This is a genomic window from Streptococcus sp. oral taxon 071 str. 73H25AP (genome assembly GCF_000146755.1).
GTDB lineage: Bacteria > Bacillota > Bacilli > Lactobacillales > Streptococcaceae > Streptococcus > Streptococcus oralis_T.
In genome coordinates this window covers 441,605-463,352 of record NZ_GL397254.1, presented here as the reverse complement: position 1 = coordinate 463,352, position 21,748 = coordinate 441,605, and the positions used below count along the sequence as shown (strand labels likewise).

Below are 21,748 nucleotides of genomic sequence, written 5' to 3'. Positions count from 1 at the left end.
TTTTTCTCCCTTACTCAGTAATTCTTGTCAGATTCAACTCTTGGGCAACCTGACGTTCCTGTTCCGTTTGCTTATTCTTTTTATTATAGATTTGACTCTTCTTTAGAAAATCATAGTTGTTCTTTTTAGCCTTTCCTGTTTGGGCTTTCGGAGTTGGAGTTACTACCTGGCCAGCTTCCTCGGCTAGAATATAGTGGGACTGGCTCAAGTTTTTACTAAACTTGGCAAACTCACCTGGATTTTCCTTTTGAAATGGTGCTGTTGGTTGGTTTCCTTGACGAACAAGTGTTGAACCATTGTGTCGTCTAGTATGACTAACATCCTGAGTCAAATACTTGGCCGAACGTTTCTTCTTCAGATCCGCACGCGCCACTTCTCGAGCCAATTCAGCATACGTTTTTTCAACTTTTTTAGGTTCTGGGCCTGGTTTTGGCTCCTTGCTAGCTACCGAAGGAGTTACAGCCTGTTCCTCATTGATAGGAGACCATTCCAAATAGTTTTTATCGCGGTAATCACCCTTGATATTGCTAATAAAGTCTGACTCATCGTACAAGTCCATGACTGGCATTTTAGTCAGCATGATCTCATCATCTGACACCAGTGGAAATCGATCTTGTTTCATTTTGTATTTCCTTTCAACACTTCATTATAGCGTATTGTCTTGATTTTTCAAGTGCTGGCTTCAGAAATCCCTAAAATTTCTCGAATTTCTGCCAGACTAAGACTCGCACGCGATTCCGTTCCATCCAAAACTTGGGAAATCAGGTGTTTCTTCTGTTCTTGGAGTTCTTGAATCTTTTCTTCAATGGTTCCTCTAGTAATCAAACGGTAAACCTCTACCTTCCGCTCCTGTCCCATTCGATGAGCTCGTCCGATAGCCTGAGCCTCGACAGCAGGATTCCACCAGAGGTCCACTAGGATGACGGTGTCAGCTCCTGTCAGATTGAGACCGACACCCCCCGCCTTAAGAGAGATGAGAAAGATATCCCTTTCCCCTTGATTAAATATTTTGGTCATCTCTTGTCGGTCTTGAGCAGGAGTTGAGCCCGTAATTTTGAAGGAAGTCAATCCCAAATTTGGGAGCTCTTGCTCGATTTTTTCCAACATTCCTTTAAATTGAGAGAAAATCAAGACCCGATGCCCACCATCTGCCACTTGTAGCAATAAATCTCGGAGACTATCCAATTTACCACTGGCTCCTTGGTAATTGTCCATAAAAAGAGCTGGCGTATCGCAGATCTGGCGCAAACGCATGAGACCAGATAAGATTTCTACCCGACTTCTCTGGAATTCTTGATCTGTCACTTGTGCTAGGCGGTCTCGCATCTGTTGCAACTGGGCAAGATAGATGGCCTTCTGCTGGTCTTCCAGTTCATTTTTATAGACAACTTCGATCAGATCAGGTAGTTCTGTTAGGACTTCTTCTTTCTTACGCCTCATGACGAAGGGCTTGATAAATTGCGCTACTCGGTCAGCCGGTAATTTCATAAACTCCTTTTTACTTGGTAAGAGCCCCGGAAGCACAATTTGAAAGATAGACCACAACTCTCCTAAATGATTTTCGATGGGCGTACCTGACAAAGCAAAAACTGCCGGCACCACGAACTGGCGCAAACTCTGAGCAATCTTAGTCTGGGCATTTTTCATGACCTGGGCTTCATCTAAAAAGAGAAAATCAAAAGCCATCTCTTGATAAAGCTCGCTGTCTTGACGAAAGGTGGCATAGCTAGTCACATAGATTTGGTGATTTTCAGAAAGAATTGCTTCTCGATTCGCTTTCAAACCATGAACGACAGCCAAATCCAACTGTGGGGCAAATTTCCTAAATTCATCTGCCCAATTGTAGATCAAACCTGACGGCGCTAAAATCAAGACCCGACTATTTTCTGTCACCTGACTAGTCAAAAAAGCGATAGTTTGCAATGTTTTTCCCAGTCCCATATCATCTGCCAGAATGCCACCAAAACCATAGTGATGAAGCATCTGGAGCCAACGAACACCCTTTTCCTGGTAGTCTCTCAAACTCGCCTGCACCCGTATATCTCCCAAAGGAAAATCCTCTGGATGGGTCAAATCATGAGCTAAATGCTGAAATTCCTCTGTGAAGGAGATCCTATCTCGACCTTCAAAAAGCTGAGAAAGGCTATAAGCCAGAGATTTTCGAGCTTGAAAAGAACCATCTTTTAGCTCAACCCCCAGTTCCTGCAAATTTTGACGAATCTGCTTGGTTTCCTCATCAAAAAAGTACACTTGGTCAGAAGAACTGATATAGAAATCCTTATTGCTGGTCAAAGCTTTAAGAGCTTGATCAATCTCTTCTTGGGCAATTCCTTGGAAATCAAACTGGATTTCCAACAGTCCTCCCTTGGACTCAATCTGAACCTGAGGAGCTTGGACGCTGTAGAGCTGATTCATCTCATCAGACAAGAAAACCTGACCCAATTTCTCAAAAGCTGGAATCGTATGGTGAAAGAAAGAATAAACTGCCTCTGGCTTCAAGGCCTGTCTCCAAGACTGAAAATCAGCCTCAAAACCAGCCCCTAAACAGACTTGAAATAATTGGTTTTCCAAGACAGCATCACTTGAAAATGGTAATTGTTCCAGCTGTTTATGACTAGTCACCTTAACATCTCCATAGTCAAACTGGATATCCAAGCGGATGCGGCCGTCATCCTCTCTATCAAAGTAAAAGATTGGTGAAAAGGGTCTGATTTGCAAGCGCTCGGGGGCAGACACTATTCCTAGCTGTCCAAACAAAGGCAGACAAGCGGCCAGACGGTCACGATCACTGTTGTCAAACTGGAGGCATTTTCTCCCTCTCTCCTCCTGAGGAAGCTCCTTAATTTCCTTTAGTAGGCTGATTTGTTTAGGGTTTAAGAGATAAAAATTCCCCTTACGAAAGAGAACCGCTCCCCCATAGAATACGTTGACTCGCTCAGTTTCAGAGATTTCCATCTCAAAATAATCGGGATGCTCCCTCACAGAAAAAGTGAAAAGTCCCGCATCGGGATCTAAATCATGAAAGAGAAGATTTTCATAACTATCGATCTGGTGTTCAAAATGAAAATCTTCCAAGTTCATCAGCAACTCCACACCCCGCTCAAAAAAGGTCAGAGGGAAAAAGAGGTGACGACCTTGATTGGGGAAAAAGAGGTCTTGACTCAGTCCCTCCTCAATCAAGCCACATAAAAAAGTAAGAACTTCTTGACTAGCTGTATCAAAAGCATCCCAAGACAAGTCATTTTCATAGTGTTTCCCAATCATATATGGCTTTCGATGGACCAAGACCTTCAAAAAGAGAGGGATGTCACGAATGACATAATATTTTTGACTATCAACTAAACCGATTCGGAGAGTCCAAAGGAGGCGATTGGTCCCAGCTTCCACCTGGCCTTGAGCCGACAAAGTGTAGATTTGCTCTCTCTTCTGAGGTTGGATACGCTCCAAAAAACTACCGCCAAAACTAACCTTGGTTTCGACCTCTTCTTGCTCTTCATGTCCTTTTTCTAAGGCTTGTAAAATTACCTGACCTTCTTCGTCGTTCTTCAGATAATGCTCGAGCGCCGCTAGGTGAACACAGTAACCTCTTTTTTGGAAAAAATCACAAGCACAAAAAACAAGATCATCCTCTAAACTGTAGCGCAAGTCTTCTCCCGCCACACGAGTATAGAGGCGATTCCCTTTTTCCTTGATAATCTCAATGTTGCCCGTTTCATAGAGAGTAACACCCTCCATGCGCAACTTTCCTGGAATCAATTTAGCCATAGTTACCCCTTTATCTTATCTTTTCATTATACCACATTTTCCACTACGAAAATAGCCTTCTAGGAAGACTTTTCTCCTAGAAGGCTCGTTTTTTAAAGTGTAGCAAAAGTGGTCACGATGCGTTGACAAACCTCTTCCAATACTGACTTCGGCATGGCTACATTGAGGCGAGCATGAAGATTTCCTTCCTCTCCATAATCCAAACCTCGGTTGAGGATAACCTTGGCTTCATTCTTCAAAAGCTCTTGCAAGCGGTCATCCGTTAGGTCATAGGCTGAAAAATCAAGCCAGATCAAGTAGGTACCTTGTGGTTTCATGACCTTAATCTTGGTTTCGTTGCCCAAAACATCCACTACATAGTTAATGTGGTCCTCGATGACTTCTTTTAACTCTCCTAACCAGTCCTTGCCATAACGGTAGGCAGCTTCTGTCGCCAAATAGCCCAAGCCTGAGATTTCATGCTGGTTATTGGCCAACTGGCGTTTCTGGAAAGCAACTCGAAGCTTTGGATTTTCAATAACTGCATAGGAATTCTTGGTCCCAGCAATATTAAAGGTTTTAGTGGCACTACTCAAGATAAGGGCAAAGTCTTTAAAAGCAGGATCAATGGTATTGAAAGACTGGTGCTTGTGACCAAAGAGGGCCAAATCTTGGTGAATCTCATCTGAAACCAACAAGACACCGTGTTTTTGGCAGAGATGACCAATCTTTTCTAACACTTCCTTTTCCCAAATACGTCCACCAGGATTGTGAGGATTGCAAAGGATATAAAGCTTCACATCCTCTTCCACCATATCCTTCTCCAACTGGTCAAAGTCAATCTCAAACAGACCATTCTTTTCCACCAAAGAATTGGTAATCAATCGGCGATTGTTCAGTTTGACACTGCGGGCAAACGGTGGATAGACTGGTGTGTTAATCAGAACAGCTTCTCCTTCTTTTGTAAAGGCTTGAATGGCTGTTGAAATAGCTGGTACCACTCCCTCGATAAAGACGAGAGCATCTTTGTCAAAGTGATAACCGTGTTGGCTGGCTTCCCATTCTTGAACCGACTCAATCAAAGCGTCGCTTGCATAAGTATAGCCATAGACCAACTGATCTGCGTAGGCTTGTACAGCTTGTCGAACTTCAGGCAAGACTACAAAGTCCATATCCGCTATCCAGGCTGGTAGAACTTCTCGATCAGTTTCCGCTTCTTTCCATTTATAGGTATGATGCCCAAAACGATTGGGCAGGCTTGTAAAATCATATTTTCCCATATCTGTCTTATCCTTCCAAGGCTTGGCGCAAGTCCGCAATCAAATCTCTAGCATCTTCAATCCCAATTGACAAGCGTAAGAGGTCATCTGTTAAGCCATAGGAATGGCGCACTTCTGCTGGAATATCCGCATGAGTCTGAGTTGTCGGATAGGTGATCAGACTCTCCACTCCACCCAAACTTTCTGCAAATGAGAAGACCTTTAAGCTATTTAAAATATGAGGAATACGCTTTTCATCCACTACTTTAAAGGAAATCATCCCCCCGCGACCAGTATAGAGAACTTCCTTAACTGCTGCAGAATCCTTCAAAAAGTCAACCACTTCTTGGGCATTGGCTGTTGAGCGTTCCATACGAAGAGACAAGGTCTTGAGACCACGAATCAATTGATAACTGTCAAATGGTGACAAGACTGCTCCTGTCGTATTGAGATTGTAGAAAAGCTTCTCGTATAGTTCTAAACTATTGGTCACAACCACTCCAGCCAAGACATCATTGTGGCCTGCTAGATACTTAGTTGCTGAATGCAGAACGATATCCGCTCCATCTTCAATTGGACGTTGGTAAATCGGACTATAGAAGGTATTGTCCACCACCACTTTGGCACCCTTAGCATGAGCCAATTTTGCTAGTTTTTCAATATCAAATTCCAACATCAAAGGGTTGGTTGGGGTTTCGATATAGAGAACATCCACATCTTTCTCTAACTCGGCAATCAATTCTTCTTCTGTATTGGCATAGGTAAAATGAAAACGACCTTCCTGCTCGACTTGGTTGAACCAACGGAAAGAACCACCATAAAGGTCACGCACTGCTAGGATCTTACTTCCTACCGGAAAGACACTAAAGGCCAGTACAATCGCGGCCATACCTGAGCTCGTGGCTAGGGCATAGTCCGCTGACTCAATCGCCGCCAAGACTTCCTCCGCCTTACTGCGAGTTGGGTTTTTAGTGCGTGTGTAGTCAAATCCAGTAGACTGACCAAACTCTGGATGCTGATAAGTTGTTGAAAAATGAAGCGGTGTCACCAAGGCACCTGTAGCCTCATCTGATTTGATACCCGCCTGGGCCAGAATTGTGTTAATGTGTCGTTCTTTACTCATACAATACCTCCAAATCTATAGTAACTATTGTATCATTTATTTTCGCCAACTCATTTTCTTGTTTTCAAGAGCTAGTTATAGTTTCAAACTATATAAAAACGATAGTTTCCTAAGAAACTATCGTTTATCCTGTTGAATAGACTGGTTATTTAACGTGTTTTGCCAGTTCTTCTTGGGCTTTCTTATTTGATTCTTCTTTTTCTTTTAGCCATTTTTCTTTAGCTTTTTCATACTCATCAGCCGTTACAGTCTTATCTTGTAACTTGAGATACTTGTATGATTCGACACCCTTATTTCCAGCTTGTGAGAATGGCGCTGAGAATGGAACTGTCTTTCTCAAGCCAGGTGTTCCACCTTGGGAAACGTTTGGAATTGCAAGGGCGCTATCAACGAGCCAAGCTTGAATTTCAGCATATTTTTCATAACGTTTTGCTGGGTCTTGCTCCTTGTTCGCTTCTTCTAACATTTGAGTGTAAGTATCCAGACCAACTGCCTTAGCCTTGTCATTGACCTCACCTGGTTCTAGACCAAGGTTTTGCAACATACCACCGTTATTGACATTTAGGATATCTAGATAGCTTGATGGATCCAAGTAGTCAGCACTCCAACCGCCATTATAGATATCAAAGTCTTTTTGAGCTGCCGTTTGAGCGAGGTAGCTAGAATTATCGTAGTCATCTGTTGATAATTGTTGGATATCGATAACCACATTCTCAGCTCCTAGAACAGATTCGATGGATTGTTTCAAAGAACTTGCTTCAAGTACACCTTTTTTAGCTGATTGGTCTACAGATACATCCAAGTGGATTGGGAATTGTACACCCTTAGCTTCCAATTCTTTCTTAGCTTCTGCAAATTTAGCTTTAGCCTTGTCAGGATTGTAGTATGGGTCTTGCGCATCTGCAAAGTTGATTCCTTGCCATTCTTGGCCATAGTTGACCATCTTTTCTGAAACAACATCGCCAAAGTCTTTTCCGTTGATACTTACAAATGTTGGAGGTACAACCAAGTTACGAATAATCTTTGTTGCTCCTTCTTCCCCTTGAGATTGTGCTCCATAGGCTGTACGGTTATAAGCATAGTTGAAGGCTTGACGGAAGTTTTTATTCAGAACTGCTTCTTGAGTTGATTTCTTTTCGATATCTGATGTTTTAGACGTGAAGTTATAAGATTTTCTGTCCAAGTTGAAGTTCAAGTAATAAGAAGTTGCGTTTTGCATACTATAGATGATGTTATCCTTGTTCTTCTCTTTAATTCCTTCAAAGCTTGAGCTATTTGGATAGAGACGCGCGTAGCTGTAGACTCCTTCTACAAAGTTACGAGCTAGGGCATCTTGGTCACTACCATCATAGTAAGTCAATTTCACATCATCCACAAAGACATTTTTAGCATCCCAGTAATTTGGATTCTTCTTGTATTCGATAACAGATTTTGAAACAAACGATTTCATCAAGAAAGGTCCACTGTACAAAATGCTAGAAGGATCTACCTTACCAAAATCATCCCCTTTTGATTTCAGGAAGTCTGCATTGACAGGGAAGAGAATGGTTGAAGTTGTTTTAGAATTCCAATAAGGTTCTGGACGTGTCAAAGTATACTGAACTGTTTGGTCGTCAATCGCCTTAACACCGACAGTTGAAAAGTCAGTTGTTTTCCCGTTGATATAGTCATCCAAACCTGCTACAGAGTCTTGAACCAGGTACAAGGCTTCGGATTTTTTATCAGCAGCATATTTCAACCCAGTGACAAAATCTTGCGCCGTTACAGGGGCGTATTCTTCACCCTCATAGGTATACCATTTTGCATCCTTACGCAATTTGTAAGTATAGGTCAAACCGTCCTGAGAAACAGTCCAATCCTCTGCCAACGATGGAACATAGTTACCGTATTGGTCATTTTCCATCAATCCATCTACCAAATTAGTAACGATGTCGTTGGTTGTTGCACGGTTTTCTGCAAGATAGTTCAAACTAGATGGATCGCTCGAATAAACATAGTTATATGTTTTAGAAGAACTAGTTGAGTTTCCACATGCGCTCAGTAAGATACCTGCGCTTAACACGACACTTGCAAGTGTCAGATACTTGGCCTTAGACTTTTTCATCTCCAGAACCTCCTGTTTAAAAGTTTTGTCTTATTATACAGCTTTGGTTTTATTTAGTCAAGTAATTTCTGAAGAAAAACTTAAAAAACATATTTTTCTACTCTTAATTTTAGAAAAAGTTCTCCTTTTTTAAGAAAAATGTACTATAAAAACCTTTCTATTAAAGAAAGGTTAATTCATTGCTTTTATTTATAAATCTTCTTACGATATTTTCAATCGTGTCCGTAGTCGGTCCGCTTGGGCTTTACCTATTATCTTGTCTAAGAGTCGTGTTCGTAGGCTCATCAAACCATAGAGACATCCTCCAAACCCTCCGATGAGAGCCACATAAAGGAAACTCCAGAAACGTCCACTTGGTTGGAAGACAAAACCGAGTAGCCACTGCAAGAAGCCAACTAGGATAAACATGACAAGAGTCAAGATGGTGATCAAAATAGTCCGTTTCAAGATTATCTTTCGACGAGCACCCGTTACCTGGCAGATGTCTCGGTACATCAAGACATTCGGAATAATCAAGCCGATAGTCGTTGAGATCAAGGGACCGTAGCTGTGAAAAATGGCAATGGTTGGCAATTGCAAGACGATCTTAGCAATAGAACCATAGACAAAATAAAGCACTGCCTTGCGATTTCGGAACATGGCCTGAAGCATAGGGGACAAGACCATATACAAACCTAGGATAGTAGACTGCAAAACTGCAAAGACAAATAAGCCCATGGCCAGACTATCTGGCTTACCGTAAAAGACTGTATAAAGAGGCTCCCCTACCATGACCACTCCAACTGTTGCAGGTAGTAAAAATAAGAAGAGCATGGTAAGGCTATCTTGGACTAAGCGAGCCGCTGCCCGCAAGTCGCCTTTTACATAGTTCTCCGTCAACAGCGGCAAACCAACACTCCCAATTGAAACTCCCACAGAGATTAAAATCATGGTAATTTTATTCGGATTGGCAGAGAAATAAGAAAACATAACAACCAAGTCTTCATCGCTGTAGTTGGTAAACCACTTCATACTATTGATAAAGGTCATCTGGTCTAAAATCTGGAAGAGCTGGATGGCTGATCCCGTCAGGATAAAGGGAATGGCTTCCTTGATGGTATCAACCAAAAGTCGCTTACTATTGATCTTATCCCGTGTTTCAAAGACTTTCTTAAGCAAACCTTCTTGGGCAAGGAAGTAAATCAAAACTGCAAAACTTGCCACCATCCCCACAAAGGCCGCAAAGGTCGATTGGGTAACGGCTGATAAGTAGTCACCAGACCCCATCTTCATAATGAAGAAGGTCGCTAGCAACATCCAGATAACACGAATTACCTGCTCGGCGATTTGGCTCATAGCATAGGGTTTCAGGTTGTTCATCCCTTGGAAGAAGCCTCGGATAACACTCATAGATGGGAAAATCAAGACTGCCCAAGCCAAACTCTGCATGATGGGAATCAGGTCTTTCCCCACACCTGACAAATCTGCTAGCCAAGGAGAAAAGAGATACAAGACTAAGGCAAAGACTAGACCCAAGCCCGTCATAAAGCTTAGGAAACTCCGAATCAAGGCAAAGCTGTGCTCTTCTTCTCGCATGGTATTGTACTTAGCCACTTGTTTGGCGACCGCAACTGGGATACCCGCCGTCGAAATCAGCAAGAACCAGGCGTAAATATTGTAGCCCATGGTAAAGAGACCATTTGCCTTGGCTGCATAGGTTCCCATCCAGATATACCAGGGAATAATGTAGATAGCCCCAAGGAGGCGACTAATAAAGTTACTAGCTGTTAGCCAAGCAGTCCCTCGCAACATCTGGGCTTGCTGGTGATTGTTTTCGTTAGACATAGCTTCCTCATTCAATTTTGATAACTAGGAAATTTTCCTCATCTTCCATTATAAACTTTTCCTTGTTACTTGTAAAATTCAGACTTTCGGTTTACAATAGAAAGTATGATAAAGATTGAAACCGTATTAGATATATTAAAGAAAGATGATCTCTTCCGCGAGATTATCGACCAAGGACACTACCACTACAACTACAACGAAGTTGTTTTTGATAGCATCAGTTACGACAGCCGAAAAGTAAAAGAAGGCACTCTTTTTTTTGCAAAAGGCGCTGCCTTTAAAAAAGAATACCTTCTTTCTGCTATAAGTCAGGGCTTAGCCTGGTACGTCGCAGAAAAGGACTACGAGGTCGGTATCCCCGTCATCGTTGTGAACGATATCAAGAAAGCCATGAGTTTGATTGCCATGGAATTTTATGGTAATCCGCAAGAGAAACTAAAAATTCTTGCTTTCACAGGGACAAAAGGAAAGACAACATCTGCTTACTTTGCTTACCACATCCTATCTCAACGCTACCCAACAGCTCTCTTGTCAACTATGAATACAACTCTAGATGGCAAGACCTTCTTTAAATCTTCCTTCTCAACACCTGAAAACATCGATCTTTTCGACATGATGGCCCAGGCTGTTAAGAATGGTCGAACCCATCTTGTAATGGAAGTCTCTAGCCAAGCCTATCTTGTTCATCGAGTCTATGGCCTGACCTTTGATGTAGGTGTCTTTCTCAACATCACTCCTGACCATATCGGACCGATTGAGCATCCTAGCTTTGAAGATTACTTCTACCACAAACGTCTCTTGATGAAAAATAGCCGAGCAGTTGTCATTAATAGCGACATGGATCACTTTTCTGTACTGAAAGAACAAGTGGAACATCAAGAACATGACTTCTATGGTAGCCAGTCAAGCAATCAAATCGATAACTCCAAAGCCTTTAGCTTTTCAGCTACAGGTAAACTCGCTGGTGATTATGATATTCAACTCATTGGCCACTTTAACCAAGAAAATGCCGTTGCTGCAGGACTTGCCTGCCTCCGTCTAGGAGCTAGTCTTGAAAATATCAAAAAGGGAATCGCTGCAACCCGCGTTCCTGGACGTATGGAAGTCCTGACTCAGAAAAATGGAGCCAAAGTCTTCATCGACTATGCCCACAATGGCGATAGTCTTAAAAAACTGATTTCTGTTGTTGAAACTCATCAAACTGGAAAGATCGCTCTGGTTCTCGGTTCGACTGGAAACAAGGGTGAAAGTCGTCGCAAAGACTTTGGTCTCCTCCTCAATCAACATCCTGAGATTCAAGTCTTTCTCACCGCTGATGACCCCAACTATGAAGATCCAATGGCCATTGCTGAAGAAATCAGTAGCTATATCAGTCATCCTGTTGAAAAGATTGCCGATCGTGAAGAAGCCATCAAGGCGGCCATGGCCATCACAAATCAAGAACTCGATGCCGTAATTATTGCTGGTAAGGGAGCTGATTGTTACCAGATCGTACAAGGAAAGAAAGAAGACTATCCTGGAGATGCAGCCATCGCGGAACGTTATCTATAAAAAATCAAGGGAACCATTCCCTTGATTTTTTTAGTCTTCTTTCTTAAATGAGTTTTTAAGACCTTCAACGGCACCTTCTACAGCGCCTTTAGCATCTTCAACAACTTCTTTTGCTTTCGCAACTGTTTTTTCTACAGTGCCTTCTGCTTCTGTCTTGCTATCGCCAGTAACTTTACCAAATCCTTCTTTGATAGCACCAGTTGCTTGATCCAATTTATTTTCAAGTGACATAGCTCTGTCTCCTTTGCTTTTAATACGATAAACGTTATCGCTTACATTCAGTTTATGCTTATTCTTTAGCAAAGTCAAACAATCAGCTCAAAATGAAGCCATTAAGGTAAATAGAAAGTCAACCGTTCCTTGTCAAAATCAACAGCCAACTCATACTTCCCTTCTTCGTTTTGCACAACATAGCCTAGGACGACCAAACTATCCACAAAGATATCACGGCGTTTCTGCATGAGCTGGTCCTTTTTGAGGAACTTGAGTAAAAACGTCGTCATATACTTGAGAGCATACTCAGGATTGACATCTCCTAAAATGGCATATAGTTCCTGCTGTTTTTGTGTCAAAGGATAATGATTCTTGACCTTGTAGAAATAATTCGACAGGGTCATCTTTTCTCTTGCAAAATCCGTAGATTCGACTAAAATGGCTGCATTGGTTTGATTGCGCAATTCTGTCTCAAAAGTCTTCTCCAGCAAGGCTTGATAGACTGGACTGTCCTCTCGAGCAAAAATCTCTTGGTCAAGCTCTAGTGAGTCTAGCGACTCTAAAAAAGGAAGGTTAAGATAATAGCGCTTATTCTCCCGTAAGATCAAGCCTGCCTTAATATACTCTTCCATGAGTTTATCGACTGCTACATCTGGAAACTGAGCCTTGATTTCCCGGAGGATTACATCATCATGCTGGTCCAGATAGTCCACCAAATCTATAAAAAACGGCTGTCGAGTCAAACGGGAGGGATTAAAAATCTGAATCATGAAGATTCCTTTCTTTACATTCTAAAAGAGGAGATGCTGCCAACTGACTGGGATTGGTCCCCGGCTGGTTCAGAGGCACAGGAAGTTCGAGTTTCTGGTAATAATCCCTCCAAAAATCACTAATCTCCTGTTCCCCATCCCCAAATTTCATCGGAATGGTCTCAAAAATAGGGAGAATTTCCGCAATATACTGGGAGCAGTAAAAGCCAGACTCATCTGGATAAAAAGAGGCATTATAGGGTGCACCTAAATGTTTGCAAGCTCTTTCCTTTACCAAGTCAGCTTCCAGCTCTGGATAGACATAAAGGTCATAGAGATGAGTCGGTTCAAAAAATTCTACTGGTTCTTGACAAATAACACCTGCTTGCCCACTAGCATGATAGATCAAACCGTCTAAAAAGATAGCTACATGACTATAGTTCCCGGTGGAAGCTTGGATAGCCTGCCCCATATCTGAAAGATCCTTCACAAAAATCAAGTCACCATTTTCTAACATCTTTCTCTCCTAGAAAAAAAGGAGCCGAAACCCCTTTAGCTATAAGGAAACTAACGTTTCCTCATTTTAATTATCACTCCGACTATTACCCATTAAAGCTTTCTGTCAACTGAGGCACCACTTGTTTCTTACGTGAAACGGCTCCTGGAAGGAAAGCGTGGTTATTTTCAAGTGTAAAGTTGAAGGCTGCTTCGACCTTGTCCATGTTTGATCCAAGAGCAAGGATTTCTGAGTTTGAGTTGACGATGTCTGTAATCATCAAGACAAAGTCAGAGTAGCCGTTTGCTGCATTAGCCGCTTGCATTGCTGCTTCGATTTCAGCTTGGCGTTCCAAGACTTCAGCAATATCAACTGTGTTAACCTGAGCAACACGAACCTTATTTCCGTTGAGTTCAAAAGTCTTAGCATCGATGTCAATTAATTCTTCAGCAGATTTGCTTGCCAAGTTTGTACCAGCCTTGAGCATAGCAAGACCGTACTCTTCCAAGTTCACGCCTGCCAAGTCAGCCAATTCTGGAGCAATGACTTTATCAGACGGGTGAGTTGTTGGTGATTTCAAAAGAAGGGTATCTGAAATCAAACCTGAAAGCATCAATCCTGCGATTTCTTTAGGAACTGCTACACCATGCTCTTTGAACATGCGGTAAACGATAGAAGACGCCGATCCAACTGGTTCCAAACGCATGTAGAGTGGGCTTGCAGTTTCAAAGTTAGCCACACGGTGGTGGTCCACAACACCATAAACTTCTACTTCAGCGATATCTGATACAGACTGTTGGAATTCATTGTGGTCAGTCAAGATAACTTGCTCTGCACCTTCTGCTTTAGCTGATGTGATGACACGTGGTGCTTCTACACCAAAATAGTTCAATACATAGGCTGTTTCTTCGTTTGGAGTTCCAAGTGCTACTGCTTCTGTGTCCAATCCATAAGCCTCTTTTGCAAGATAAGCAAAGGCTACAGATGACCCGATGGCATCTGAGTCTGGATTTTGGTGACCAAATACTAGAATCTTAGACATGATAATACCTCTTTAAATTTATTCATCTTATTTTAGCACTTTTTTCTTCTTTTGACAAAAGTAAGAGGAGTCAAAGGACTCCTCATTAGACATCAATATCGTTAACTAGATTTTTCTCTTGATTTTCGGATAGAAATCGTTCTTTCTGTGGACGTTTCTTTCGTTTGAGAAGAGCCTCTGCTGACATGGCTTCTTCCTTGCTAACAAAACCCTCTACATAGATGAGTTTGACTGGCAAGCGAGCTCGGGTATACTTGGCCCCCTTACCACTATTATGAACGGCAAGGCGTTTCTTCACATCTGTCGTGTAACCAGTATAGTAAGAACCGTCACAGCACTCCACCACATACATATATGCCTTATGATCCATAGTAAATCTCTTGAATTTCTGACGTATAGGAACCATCATCATTGTGAACAATGAGCGGTGGCAAGACCTTGAAGCCACTCGTCGATCCATCCTTGATAGCTTCGATTAAAAGCATATTTGCTTCCTTTTCTCGTTTAGGATAAACAAATTGCAGGCGCTTAGGAGCTAAATTATGGCGCTGAAGCATATCTAAGATATCCAAAAGCCGATCTGGACGATGAACCATAGCCAAACGGCCATTAGACTTGAGAATACTCTGAGCGCTTCGGCAAATTTCTTTCAGGTTAGTCGTAATTTCGTGTCTGGCCAGAAGGTAGTGTTCACTCTCATTGAGATTGGAATGCGGATCCACCTTGAAATAAGGCGGATTACACAAGATCATATCCACCCTGCTTCCCTGAATGCGTGCAGGCATATTTTTCAAATCATCGCAAATAACCTGCATCTGCTCTTCCAATCCATTCAACCGAACCGAACGCTCTGCCATATCCGCCAAGCGCTCCTGAATCTCCACAGAGAGAATTTTGGCCTTGGTACGACTACTTGCAAAAAGTCCAACTGCACCATTTCCAGCACAAAAGTCCACAATTAAGCCATTTTTAGGAAAGCGAGGAAAGCGTGACAAGAGAACACTATCCACCGAATAGCTAAACACTTCTCTATTTTGAATGATCTTGATATCTGTCGAAAAGAGCTGGTTGATTCGCTCTCCTGATTTTAATAATTGTTCTTCTTTCATACTTTCATTATATCAAATTATGTTAATATCACAAATGATTTAGATAATCGTATTTACGGCTTCTTTTTTAAATGCTCCAATCCTTCACGCGTCCAAACAGGCATCATTCGAGCAAGTGGCGCAAAACCATGCTTGATACGATCATTTGAAAAACGTCTCCGTCTTGGCAATTGATGTTTTTCTTCCTCCAAAGTACGGATAGAAAGACTGGCTTTTCCAGTGTATTCGTCAAAATCCACCACCTGTACTTGAACTTCATCACCAATTTTTAAAATGTCATAGATATTCTCAATAAATCCCGTCCGAATCTCCGAGATGTGAATCAGCCCTGTCACCCCTGTCTCTAACTCGACAAAAGCACCATAGGGCTGAATTCCTGTAATACGCCCGTTTAGCTTATCACCAATTTTCATCCTAGTCCTCAATTTCAATCGTTTCAATTACTACATCTTCAACTGGTTTGTCCATTGCACCAGTCTCAACAGCAGCAATGGTATCTAAGACAGCAAAAGATTCTGCATCGACCAATTGCCCAAAAACAGTATGGCGGCGATCAAGGTGAGGAGTTCCGCCTTGCTCTGCATAAATCTCAGCGATTGGTTCTGGCCAACCACCACGCGCAATCTCTTTCTTAGAGTATGGCAAGTGTTGATTTTGGACGATAAAGAACTGGCTACCATTGGTATTTGGACCAGCATTGGCCATAGAAAGAGCACCACGGATATTGTAAAGTTCTTCTGAAAATTCATCTTCAAAAGCTTGACCATAAATGGACTCTCCGCCCATACCAGTACCAGTTGGGTCTCCACCTTGGATCATAAAGTCCTTGATAATGCGGTGGAAAATCACACCATCATAGTAACCGTCTTTTGACAGAGCAACAAAGTTGGCTACTGTTTTGGGAGATTGCTCAGGGAAGAGCTTGATACGTAAGTCTCCGTGATTTGTCTTAATAGTCGCCAACGGACCTTCTACTGTTTCAATTTCTACTTGTGGAAAATGCAATTCTTTTTCTACCATACCAAATCCTTCTAAGGCATCAAAAATGCCATCTTCTTCTACTGTTTTTGTAATATAATCTGCTTTTTCTTTGATTTTATCATGGGAAACACCCATAGCAACGCTGATTCCAGCATAATCAAAGAGTTCCAAGTCATTGAGACCATCCCCAAAGACCATAACATTTTCTGGTTTCAAGCCTAGATGTTCTACAACCTTGGCTACACCAGTTGCTTTGGATCCTGAAATCGGCACGATATCAGATGAATGTTCATGCCAACGCACCATGCGAAGTTTATCTGATAAAGACTCTGGTAAGTGCAAGCCATCTCCTTTATCTTCAAAGGTCCACATCTGGTATATATCTGCTTTTTCATGAAAATCAGGATCCACACCCAAGTTCGGATAAATCGGATCAATTGCCTCACTGATCAGTTCTGTTCGAGTGGAGAGTTTGGCGTCATGACTGCCAACCAAGCCGTACTCAATCCCTTCTCGCTTAGTCCAAGAGATATACTCCTCAACATCTGACTTGTCAATCTGATGCTGATAAATGACCTGACTTTTTTTATCTTCAATATAGGCCCCATTTAGGGTTACAAAAAAGTCCGGCTTGAGCTCACGAATCTCTGGAACAACACCAAAAATGCCACGCCCAGAGGCGATTCCTGTTAAAATTCCTTTCTCCCGCAACTGTTTAAAGACAGTGGGAATTGTAGCTGGAATAAAACCTGTCTTTGACGTACGCAAGGTATCATCGATATCAAAAAAGATGATTTTAATCTTCTTTGCCTTGTATTTTAATTTCGCATCCATCTCTCTACCTCTTTTTTCCATTACTCTTTCCATTATACCATAAAGCTGATGAAATTCCTTTTTTGAAAAAAGATGAAAATCCTATCAAAAAGAGAGCCAGTAAAACTAGCCCTCTCTTTTCATCCTAGAACAACTCCAGAGCAATCATGGTAATCATCGTTGCATCATAGTAGCTCTCTATAGGTAAATCTTGTGTGAAAATGTATTTATTTTGTTGAAGAAGTTTCAGATAACCTTCTCCCTTATCAGAAGCATAGGTAATTGGAGCCAAGAAACTACCTGCCTGGTATTGATTGAGGGCAGATCCATTCAAGTCATATCCAGCATAAATGCGCTGTTCTTTCATAAAGAAATTCATCATCTTTTGAACGACTTTTTGACTTCTTTCATCTTGACTTTGAGACAAGTGATAAGGCAAACGACAAGCATTATAAGAATAAGCCCCATCATATTGAGATTCGATAGTGTTGGCATCAACAAGTCGTGCCCCAGACTTCTCAGCCCAGATAAAGTCTGGCAAGAGACCCGTATCAGAATGAGAACTGATTTGCTCCAGTTGACCAAGCATCTTATCCTTAACATCTAACCACTGTTTGTTTCCAGTCAGGTCGTAGAAAGACTGGAAATAGTGAGGAAGAGTATCAGACGTCCGCATCAAGTAATAATAATTGGAATCCTTGTTTGCCCAGTTTCCTACTGTTAAAACACCTGTCTCTTCATTGTAATTGTATCGAAGAATATCTTCTAAGATTTTTTTAGCTTGCTCTTGGTATTCCTGCGCCTTATCTGGCCACTGCTTGGCAGCTTCAATCAAAGAATAAGTGATGTAGAGATCTCCATCAGTTGCGTTTTGCTTCTCAACCGTTTCGCTACCATTTGTGATCACTTGCTTCCAAGACATCAACTGCGTTCCCTCGATACGATGATTTTGGTAATAGCGATAAAGACCCTCAAAATCTGCTTGTGTTGCTTGCCCTTTTTGGGCTGCTAAAACCGTTATGAGCATGCCGTAACTTTGGGCTTCAGATAGAACTGTTGTTCCCCCCGAATCACTCGTCGTACGAACATAAGACTGATCGTCTTTTGTAACAAGGAACTGTTGGCTCCATTGGCTGTAAATTCGATTGCGCATCTCGACTTTACTCCTTCCTCTTGCCAAAAACAAGGTTAAACAAAAGATAGAAAGGATGAGCACAAACCAGACATATTTTAATTTATTCGTTTTCATAGAACCTCCTATCCTGCAAATCGTTTGGTTTTAACCCACTTGGTTTCTTTTCGGCGGAGTACTTTGTCCAGCACGATTGAAGAAATGGAATCAATGGATACAACGATAAACATCTGTGCGTAAGAGAAATAGGCTGCCAAGGCTAACCAGATTTGTTTTGTCGTCGCTTGTCCAAACTGACTTGCTAATGCCGTCATAATTTGCATCAAATAGAGACCAATCATGAGAATCCAGTTGAAGAGCATGAGCTGGGCGATGTAGATATTATCCGCATCAAAAGCAAATGGAATTCTGACATCTGGGAAGAAAAGATTAAGACAGATCGCTAGCACATTCGCTAGGAAAATCAAATCCGATAGGACAATGGCAAAGTTAAACCAAAAGAAAACACAAGAATAGTTAAAGACTTCTAGTTTAACGCGCCAGTTTGCTCTGCCAAATAAATGCTTAAAATTTGAGAGAACAACTTCGTAGTTTCCTTTAGCCCAACGTTTTCGTTGCATATAGTAACTCTTTAAAGTCTCAGGTTCTTGTTGGAAAGCCTCTGAGTTATAAGCAAGGGCGATCAATTTACCACTCTGCATGATTTTAAAAGAAATATCGGTATCCTCAGTTAAGGCACCATTTTTCCAACCACCGATACTCTTTACAAAGTCGGTTTGAATGATAAAGTTGGTTCCTGGGATACGCCCAATTTTAAAGAGATGCCACATCCCAACGTGGTGCACGCGCTGAGTAACAACTATTTCTTGGTTGATACAACGTGTCAAGAAATTTTGGTTGGCGTTTCGAGTCTTGTTGCGACCGAAAGATGCCACGTGACGTTCTGGGTCCTTCATCACTTCTTTCACAAGGAAATATAGGGCATTTTTTTCAGGCATGGCATCCGCATCATAGACACAGATGTATTCACCTGTTGCCATCTCTAAAGCATCGTTTAGAACGCCTGCTTTTCCTCCCGTACCAGTACGGTCGATAATAGTCAGATTTCTTCCTGCATATTCAGGCAGAGCTTGTACAGACAAACACTCTGCATAGGTGTTGTCCGAACAGTTATCCGCAAATAGAAGCAACTCCACACGATCGTGAGGGTAATTCATATCCAAGATAGCTTTTGCCGTCTGGGCAATAACCACATCCTCATTATGAGCAGGAACAACAATGGTAACCTTAGGGTAATAAGGTAGTGGCGAAGTGTCTACACGAAAATCACTGTGCTTAAACCAAAAGTGCACTGCTGAAAAGAGAATTACCAAGCCCCAAGCTAGAGAAATCCAAATAGTAAGCAGGGTAAAAATCATTAACATTTGACTAATCATGATTCACCGCCTTAAAATTTTTGTTCACTCGATGGTAAAGAATACTGTATGCAATAAATAATATGACAAAACAAATGCCAAAGGTAAGACTGAGTCCCAAAGCAATGCCAAAAAATATATTGGTTAGAGTCATGTTTCCCCCCTAATATTCTACAATTACATCTGTCTCTAATTGACGTTTGAGATGACTAGCAATATCCGAGTAGTCTTGATATTTATCTTTATTATCAGAGTTAATCATCAAGTAACCTGTTTGAAATTGAATTCCTTGGTTTCCATCTTCTCCATGAAAAACTAAACTGTCTAGTTTCTCCTGCAAACCATTCAAATAGAGTTGCTTCAAAGAATCTTGACTACTATTAGATAAAACAAGAAAATTCCCATCTGAAACGTAATAGAGTTTATCGTTGTAACTCAATTCCTGAGAAATTACCTCTTGAATGCGACTGAGCATCAGATTATGTTCTTTCGGTTTAATCTGGAAGAACAAGTCTTCATGCGCCCAATGAATCAATAGAGATTGAACCGTCACATCACTTTGTTCAGTTACCATAGCATGGTAATCTGCTCGAGCTGCGTCCTCCTGTTCTTGTACCTTTGAGGCCACCTTGAAGAAATAATAACGAACCTTAAGTAGAATCCCAATCAAAAGAGGAAAACTGATTAATAAGAAGACCAGTTGAATGATTGGGATATAAACCACACCCGCAACCAAAACGATAAGTCCAAGCCCAAATGTTAAGATAAGGGTCCAAGTAAGCAAAAGGTCAGATAATACCAACACTGCAAACAAGGCTAAAGCTAAAAACAAGATTTGTTCTAAAATGATTGCTCGAGCATACAAAAAACAAAGCACCAAAAGAATGACCTCACAAGCAAGCAAAGCCATAAGCCAGTTTTTAAATTGACTCCAATTTTTCATTTTATCTTATTTTCCCCCCTTTGAATTCAGATACAGAAGTCGCTGCACCAAAGTACTGTTGAATGGATTGGACGATTCGTTCAGAGGCTCTTCCATCTCCATAAGGATTCGGTGCCTGAGACATTTGTCTATAAAGAGTTTCATCTGTTAAGAGAGCTGTCATTGCTTCTTTCACACGTACTGGATCCGTACCAACTAGCTTCAAAGTACCTGCTCTTACTCCTTCTGGACGTTCCGTCGTGTCACGAAGGACAAGAACAGGTCTGCCGAGAGAAGGCGCCTCTTCCTGGACACCGCCAGAGTCAGTCATGATAAAATAGCTTCTTGAAGCCAAATTATGAAAATCAAGTACATCTAAAGGCTCAATCAAGTGAATACGATCGTGACCAGCTAAGATATCGTTTGCTGCTTCTTGCACAGCAGGGCTAAGGTGAACAGGATAAACAACTTCAATTTCCTGATGAAGATCGACCATCTCACGTAAAGCTGTAAAGACATTTCTCATTGGTTGACCTTGATTCTCACGACGGTGCATGGTTACCAATACAAGTTTCTTATATGGATCCAATTGATCTAGAACTTCATGATAGTAATCCGATTGAACGGTTAGTTTCAAGGCATCAATGGCTGTATTTCCCGTAATGACAATAGCAGACTCAGGATGATTTTCCTTGAGGAGATTTTCTTTACTCTCACTAGTTGGAGCAAAATAGAGATCTGCTAGGTTATCTGTCATCTGACGATTCATTTCTTCTGGGAAAGGAGAATACTTATCAAAGGTCCTTAGGCCAGCTTCAACGTGGCCGATACGTACCTGATTATAGAAAGCAACTAAACTTGCTACAAAAGTTGTTGTTGTATCTCCATGAACAAGAATCATATCTGGACGTTCTTGCTTAACAACTGGATCAAACTTTTCTAAAATTTTTCCAGTAATATCTAAGAGGGATTGATTTTGCCCCATAATATCCAGGTCATAATGCGGCTTGATGCTAAACGTTTCAAGAACTTGATCTAGCATTTGACGGTGCTGAGCTGTCACAACTGTAATCGTCTCAATACTGTCACTATGTTTTTGCAATTCCAACACTAAAGGGGCCATTTTAATAGCTTCTGGTCTTGTTCCAAAAACAACCATCACTTTCAATTTCTTCATTATGGTATCCTTCTACTATAATAAAATTTGACACATCAGATTAATCTTTATATCGAATTGTTGCGCAAATCAATTAATTTGATTATCTTAATTA

19 protein-coding genes are annotated in these 21,748 nt (G+C 41.5%); 1 reads left to right on the top strand and 18 read right to left on the bottom strand.

Annotated elements, in window-relative coordinates; translation table 11 throughout:
• Positions 1–10: 10 nt before the first annotated feature.
• From HMPREF9189_RS04575 to HMPREF9189_RS04550, 6 genes are all read right to left on the bottom strand, one after another.
• Positions 11–622, bottom strand: coding sequence for a hypothetical protein (locus HMPREF9189_RS04575; RefSeq protein WP_000806753.1), 612 nt, complete (start codon positions 620–622; stop codon positions 11–13).
• A gap of 47 nt (positions 623–669) precedes the next feature.
• A complete protein-coding gene (locus tag HMPREF9189_RS04570) occupies positions 670–3,765 on the bottom strand; it encodes a DEAD/DEAH box helicase (protein WP_001096264.1) in 3,096 nt (1,031 codons plus the stop codon).
• 92 nt (positions 3,766–3,857) lie between these two features.
• Positions 3,858–5,024 carry a MalY/PatB family protein gene (locus tag HMPREF9189_RS04565; protein ID WP_000521344.1) on the bottom strand — a complete coding sequence of 389 codons (1,167 nt, stop codon included), beginning with the start codon at positions 5,022–5,024 and terminating at the stop codon, positions 3,858–3,860.
• 7 nt (positions 5,025–5,031) lie between these two features.
• Positions 5,032–6,126 (bottom strand): cystathionine gamma-synthase, encoded by a 1,095-nt coding sequence (locus HMPREF9189_RS04560; RefSeq protein WP_000032483.1) that lies wholly within the window; start codon positions 6,124–6,126, stop codon positions 5,032–5,034.
• 145 nt (positions 6,127–6,271) lie between these two features.
• On the bottom strand, positions 6,272–8,230 hold the full coding sequence (locus HMPREF9189_RS04555) for a peptide ABC transporter substrate-binding protein (protein WP_000748549.1): 1,959 nt from the start codon (positions 8,228–8,230) through the stop codon (positions 6,272–6,274).
• A gap of 201 nt (positions 8,231–8,431) precedes the next feature.
• Positions 8,432–10,054: a polysaccharide biosynthesis protein gene (locus HMPREF9189_RS04550; RefSeq protein ID WP_000064197.1), complete on the bottom strand. Its 1,623-nt coding sequence runs from the start codon at positions 10,052–10,054 to the stop codon at positions 8,432–8,434.
• Positions 10,055–10,159: 105 nt separating this feature from the next.
• Here HMPREF9189_RS04550 and HMPREF9189_RS04545 point away from each other — a divergent pair, with 105 nt between their 5' ends.
• Entirely contained in the window at positions 10,160–11,605 is a 1,446-nt protein-coding gene (locus HMPREF9189_RS04545; protein ID WP_000590268.1) for a UDP-N-acetylmuramoyl-L-alanyl-D-glutamate--L-lysine ligase, read from the top strand.
• Positions 11,606–11,635: 30 nt separating this feature from the next.
• Here the strand turns inward: HMPREF9189_RS04545 and HMPREF9189_RS0102040 are convergent, their stop codons facing one another.
• The 12 genes from HMPREF9189_RS0102040 to wecB all read right to left on the bottom strand — a co-directional run bounded on the left by HMPREF9189_RS0102040 (position 11,636) and on the right by wecB (position 21,654).
• On the bottom strand, positions 11,636–11,836 hold the full coding sequence (locus tag HMPREF9189_RS0102040) for a CsbD family protein (RefSeq protein ID WP_000051179.1): 201 nt from the start codon (positions 11,834–11,836) through the stop codon (positions 11,636–11,638).
• A gap of 101 nt (positions 11,837–11,937) precedes the next feature.
• Positions 11,938–12,588, bottom strand: a complete 651-nt coding sequence (locus HMPREF9189_RS04540; RefSeq protein ID WP_000614482.1) for a DUF1803 domain-containing protein — start codon at positions 12,586–12,588, stop codon at positions 11,938–11,940.
• Complete coding sequence (locus HMPREF9189_RS04535) at positions 12,572–13,084, bottom strand: YiiX/YebB-like N1pC/P60 family cysteine hydrolase (protein WP_000892232.1); 513 nt, start codon at positions 13,082–13,084, stop codon at positions 12,572–12,574. Before HMPREF9189_RS04535 ends, HMPREF9189_RS04540 begins: the two co-directional genes overlap by 17 nt.
• A gap of 85 nt (positions 13,085–13,169) precedes the next feature.
• Positions 13,170–14,105 carry a manganese-dependent inorganic pyrophosphatase gene (locus tag HMPREF9189_RS04530; protein WP_000036063.1) on the bottom strand — a complete coding sequence of 312 codons (936 nt, stop codon included), beginning with the start codon at positions 14,103–14,105 and terminating at the stop codon, positions 13,170–13,172.
• A gap of 85 nt (positions 14,106–14,190) precedes the next feature.
• A complete protein-coding gene (locus tag HMPREF9189_RS04525) occupies positions 14,191–14,475 on the bottom strand; it encodes a GIY-YIG nuclease family protein (RefSeq protein ID WP_000349618.1) in 285 nt (94 codons plus the stop codon).
• The gene (locus HMPREF9189_RS04520; RefSeq protein WP_000657022.1) at positions 14,465–15,214 is read right to left on the bottom strand and encodes a tRNA1(Val) (adenine(37)-N6)-methyltransferase; all 750 of its coding nucleotides are present in this window, start codon (positions 15,212–15,214) and stop codon (positions 14,465–14,467) included. Before HMPREF9189_RS04520 ends, HMPREF9189_RS04525 begins: the two co-directional genes overlap by 11 nt.
• Positions 15,215–15,267: 53 nt before the next feature.
• A complete protein-coding gene (locus HMPREF9189_RS04515; protein ID WP_000689614.1) occupies positions 15,268–15,627 on the bottom strand; it encodes a S1 RNA-binding domain-containing protein in 360 nt (119 codons plus the stop codon).
• 1 nt (position 15,628) lies between these two features.
• Positions 15,629–17,029 (bottom strand): bifunctional Cof-type HAD-IIB family hydrolase/peptidylprolyl isomerase, encoded by a 1,401-nt coding sequence (locus HMPREF9189_RS04510; protein WP_025168503.1) that lies wholly within the window; start codon positions 17,027–17,029, stop codon positions 15,629–15,631.
• A 124-nt stretch (positions 17,030–17,153) separates the two neighbouring features.
• Positions 17,154–18,257, bottom strand: coding sequence for a glycosyl hydrolase family 8 (locus tag HMPREF9189_RS04505; protein ID WP_000856188.1), 1,104 nt, complete (start codon positions 18,255–18,257; stop codon positions 17,154–17,156).
• A gap of 8 nt (positions 18,258–18,265) precedes the next feature.
• Positions 18,266–19,576: a glycosyltransferase gene (locus tag HMPREF9189_RS04500; RefSeq protein ID WP_000625488.1), complete on the bottom strand. Its 1,311-nt coding sequence runs from the start codon at positions 19,574–19,576 to the stop codon at positions 18,266–18,268.
• 142 nt (positions 19,577–19,718) lie between these two features.
• Positions 19,719–20,498: a hypothetical protein gene (locus HMPREF9189_RS04495; RefSeq protein WP_000800624.1), complete on the bottom strand. Its 780-nt coding sequence runs from the start codon at positions 20,496–20,498 to the stop codon at positions 19,719–19,721.
• Position 20,499: 1 nt separating this feature from the next.
• Positions 20,500–21,654, bottom strand: a complete 1,155-nt coding sequence (wecB, locus tag HMPREF9189_RS04490) for a non-hydrolyzing UDP-N-acetylglucosamine 2-epimerase (RefSeq protein ID WP_000734444.1) — start codon at positions 21,652–21,654, stop codon at positions 20,500–20,502.
• Positions 21,655–21,748 lie beyond the last annotated feature (94 nt).

What these genes read in the sequence shown, in the direction of transcription:
- HMPREF9189_RS04505 (WP_000856188.1), bottom strand. Translation starts at nt 18,257, where the DNA reads ATGAAAACGAATAAATTAAAATATGTCTGGTTTGTGCTCATCCTTTCT.
- HMPREF9189_RS04565 (WP_000521344.1), bottom strand. Translation starts at nt 5,024, where the DNA reads ATGGGAAAATATGATTTTACAAGCCTGCCCAATCGTTTTGGGCATCAT.
- HMPREF9189_RS04570 (WP_001096264.1), bottom strand. Translation starts at nt 3,765, where the DNA reads ATGGCTAAATTGATTCCAGGAAAGTTGCGCATGGAGGGTGTTACTCTC.
- HMPREF9189_RS04515 (WP_000689614.1), bottom strand. Translation starts at nt 15,627, where the DNA reads ATGAAAATTGGTGATAAGCTAAACGGGCGTATTACAGGAATTCAGCCC.
- HMPREF9189_RS04545 (WP_000590268.1), top strand. Translation starts at nt 10,160, where the DNA reads ATGATAAAGATTGAAACCGTATTAGATATATTAAAGAAAGATGATCTC.
- HMPREF9189_RS0102040 (WP_000051179.1), bottom strand. Translation starts at nt 11,836, where the DNA reads ATGTCACTTGAAAATAAATTGGATCAAGCAACTGGTGCTATCAAAGAA.
- HMPREF9189_RS04555 (WP_000748549.1), bottom strand. Translation starts at nt 8,230, where the DNA reads ATGAAAAAGTCTAAGGCCAAGTATCTGACACTTGCAAGTGTCGTGTTA.
- HMPREF9189_RS04560 (WP_000032483.1), bottom strand. Translation starts at nt 6,126, where the DNA reads ATGAGTAAAGAACGACACATTAACACAATTCTGGCCCAGGCGGGTATC.
- HMPREF9189_RS04525 (WP_000349618.1), bottom strand. Translation starts at nt 14,475, where the DNA reads ATGGATCATAAGGCATATATGTATGTGGTGGAGTGCTGTGACGGTTCT.
- HMPREF9189_RS04550 (WP_000064197.1), bottom strand. Translation starts at nt 10,054, where the DNA reads ATGTCTAACGAAAACAATCACCAGCAAGCCCAGATGTTGCGAGGGACT.
- HMPREF9189_RS04520 (WP_000657022.1), bottom strand. Translation starts at nt 15,214, where the DNA reads ATGAAAGAAGAACAATTATTAAAATCAGGAGAGCGAATCAACCAGCTC.
- HMPREF9189_RS04530 (WP_000036063.1), bottom strand. Translation starts at nt 14,105, where the DNA reads ATGTCTAAGATTCTAGTATTTGGTCACCAAAATCCAGACTCAGATGCC.
- HMPREF9189_RS04540 (WP_000614482.1), bottom strand. Translation starts at nt 12,588, where the DNA reads ATGATTCAGATTTTTAATCCCTCCCGTTTGACTCGACAGCCGTTTTTT.
- wecB (WP_000734444.1), bottom strand. Translation starts at nt 21,654, where the DNA reads ATGAAGAAATTGAAAGTGATGGTTGTTTTTGGAACAAGACCAGAAGCT.
- HMPREF9189_RS04535 (WP_000892232.1), bottom strand. Translation starts at nt 13,084, where the DNA reads ATGTTAGAAAATGGTGACTTGATTTTTGTGAAGGATCTTTCAGATATG.
- HMPREF9189_RS04500 (WP_000625488.1), bottom strand. Translation starts at nt 19,576, where the DNA reads ATGATTAGTCAAATGTTAATGATTTTTACCCTGCTTACTATTTGGATT.
- HMPREF9189_RS04575 (WP_000806753.1), bottom strand. Translation starts at nt 622, where the DNA reads ATGAAACAAGATCGATTTCCACTGGTGTCAGATGATGAGATCATGCTG.
- HMPREF9189_RS04510 (WP_025168503.1), bottom strand. Translation starts at nt 17,029, where the DNA reads ATGGATGCGAAATTAAAATACAAGGCAAAGAAGATTAAAATCATCTTT.
- HMPREF9189_RS04495 (WP_000800624.1), bottom strand. Translation starts at nt 20,498, where the DNA reads ATGAAAAATTGGAGTCAATTTAAAAACTGGCTTATGGCTTTGCTTGCT.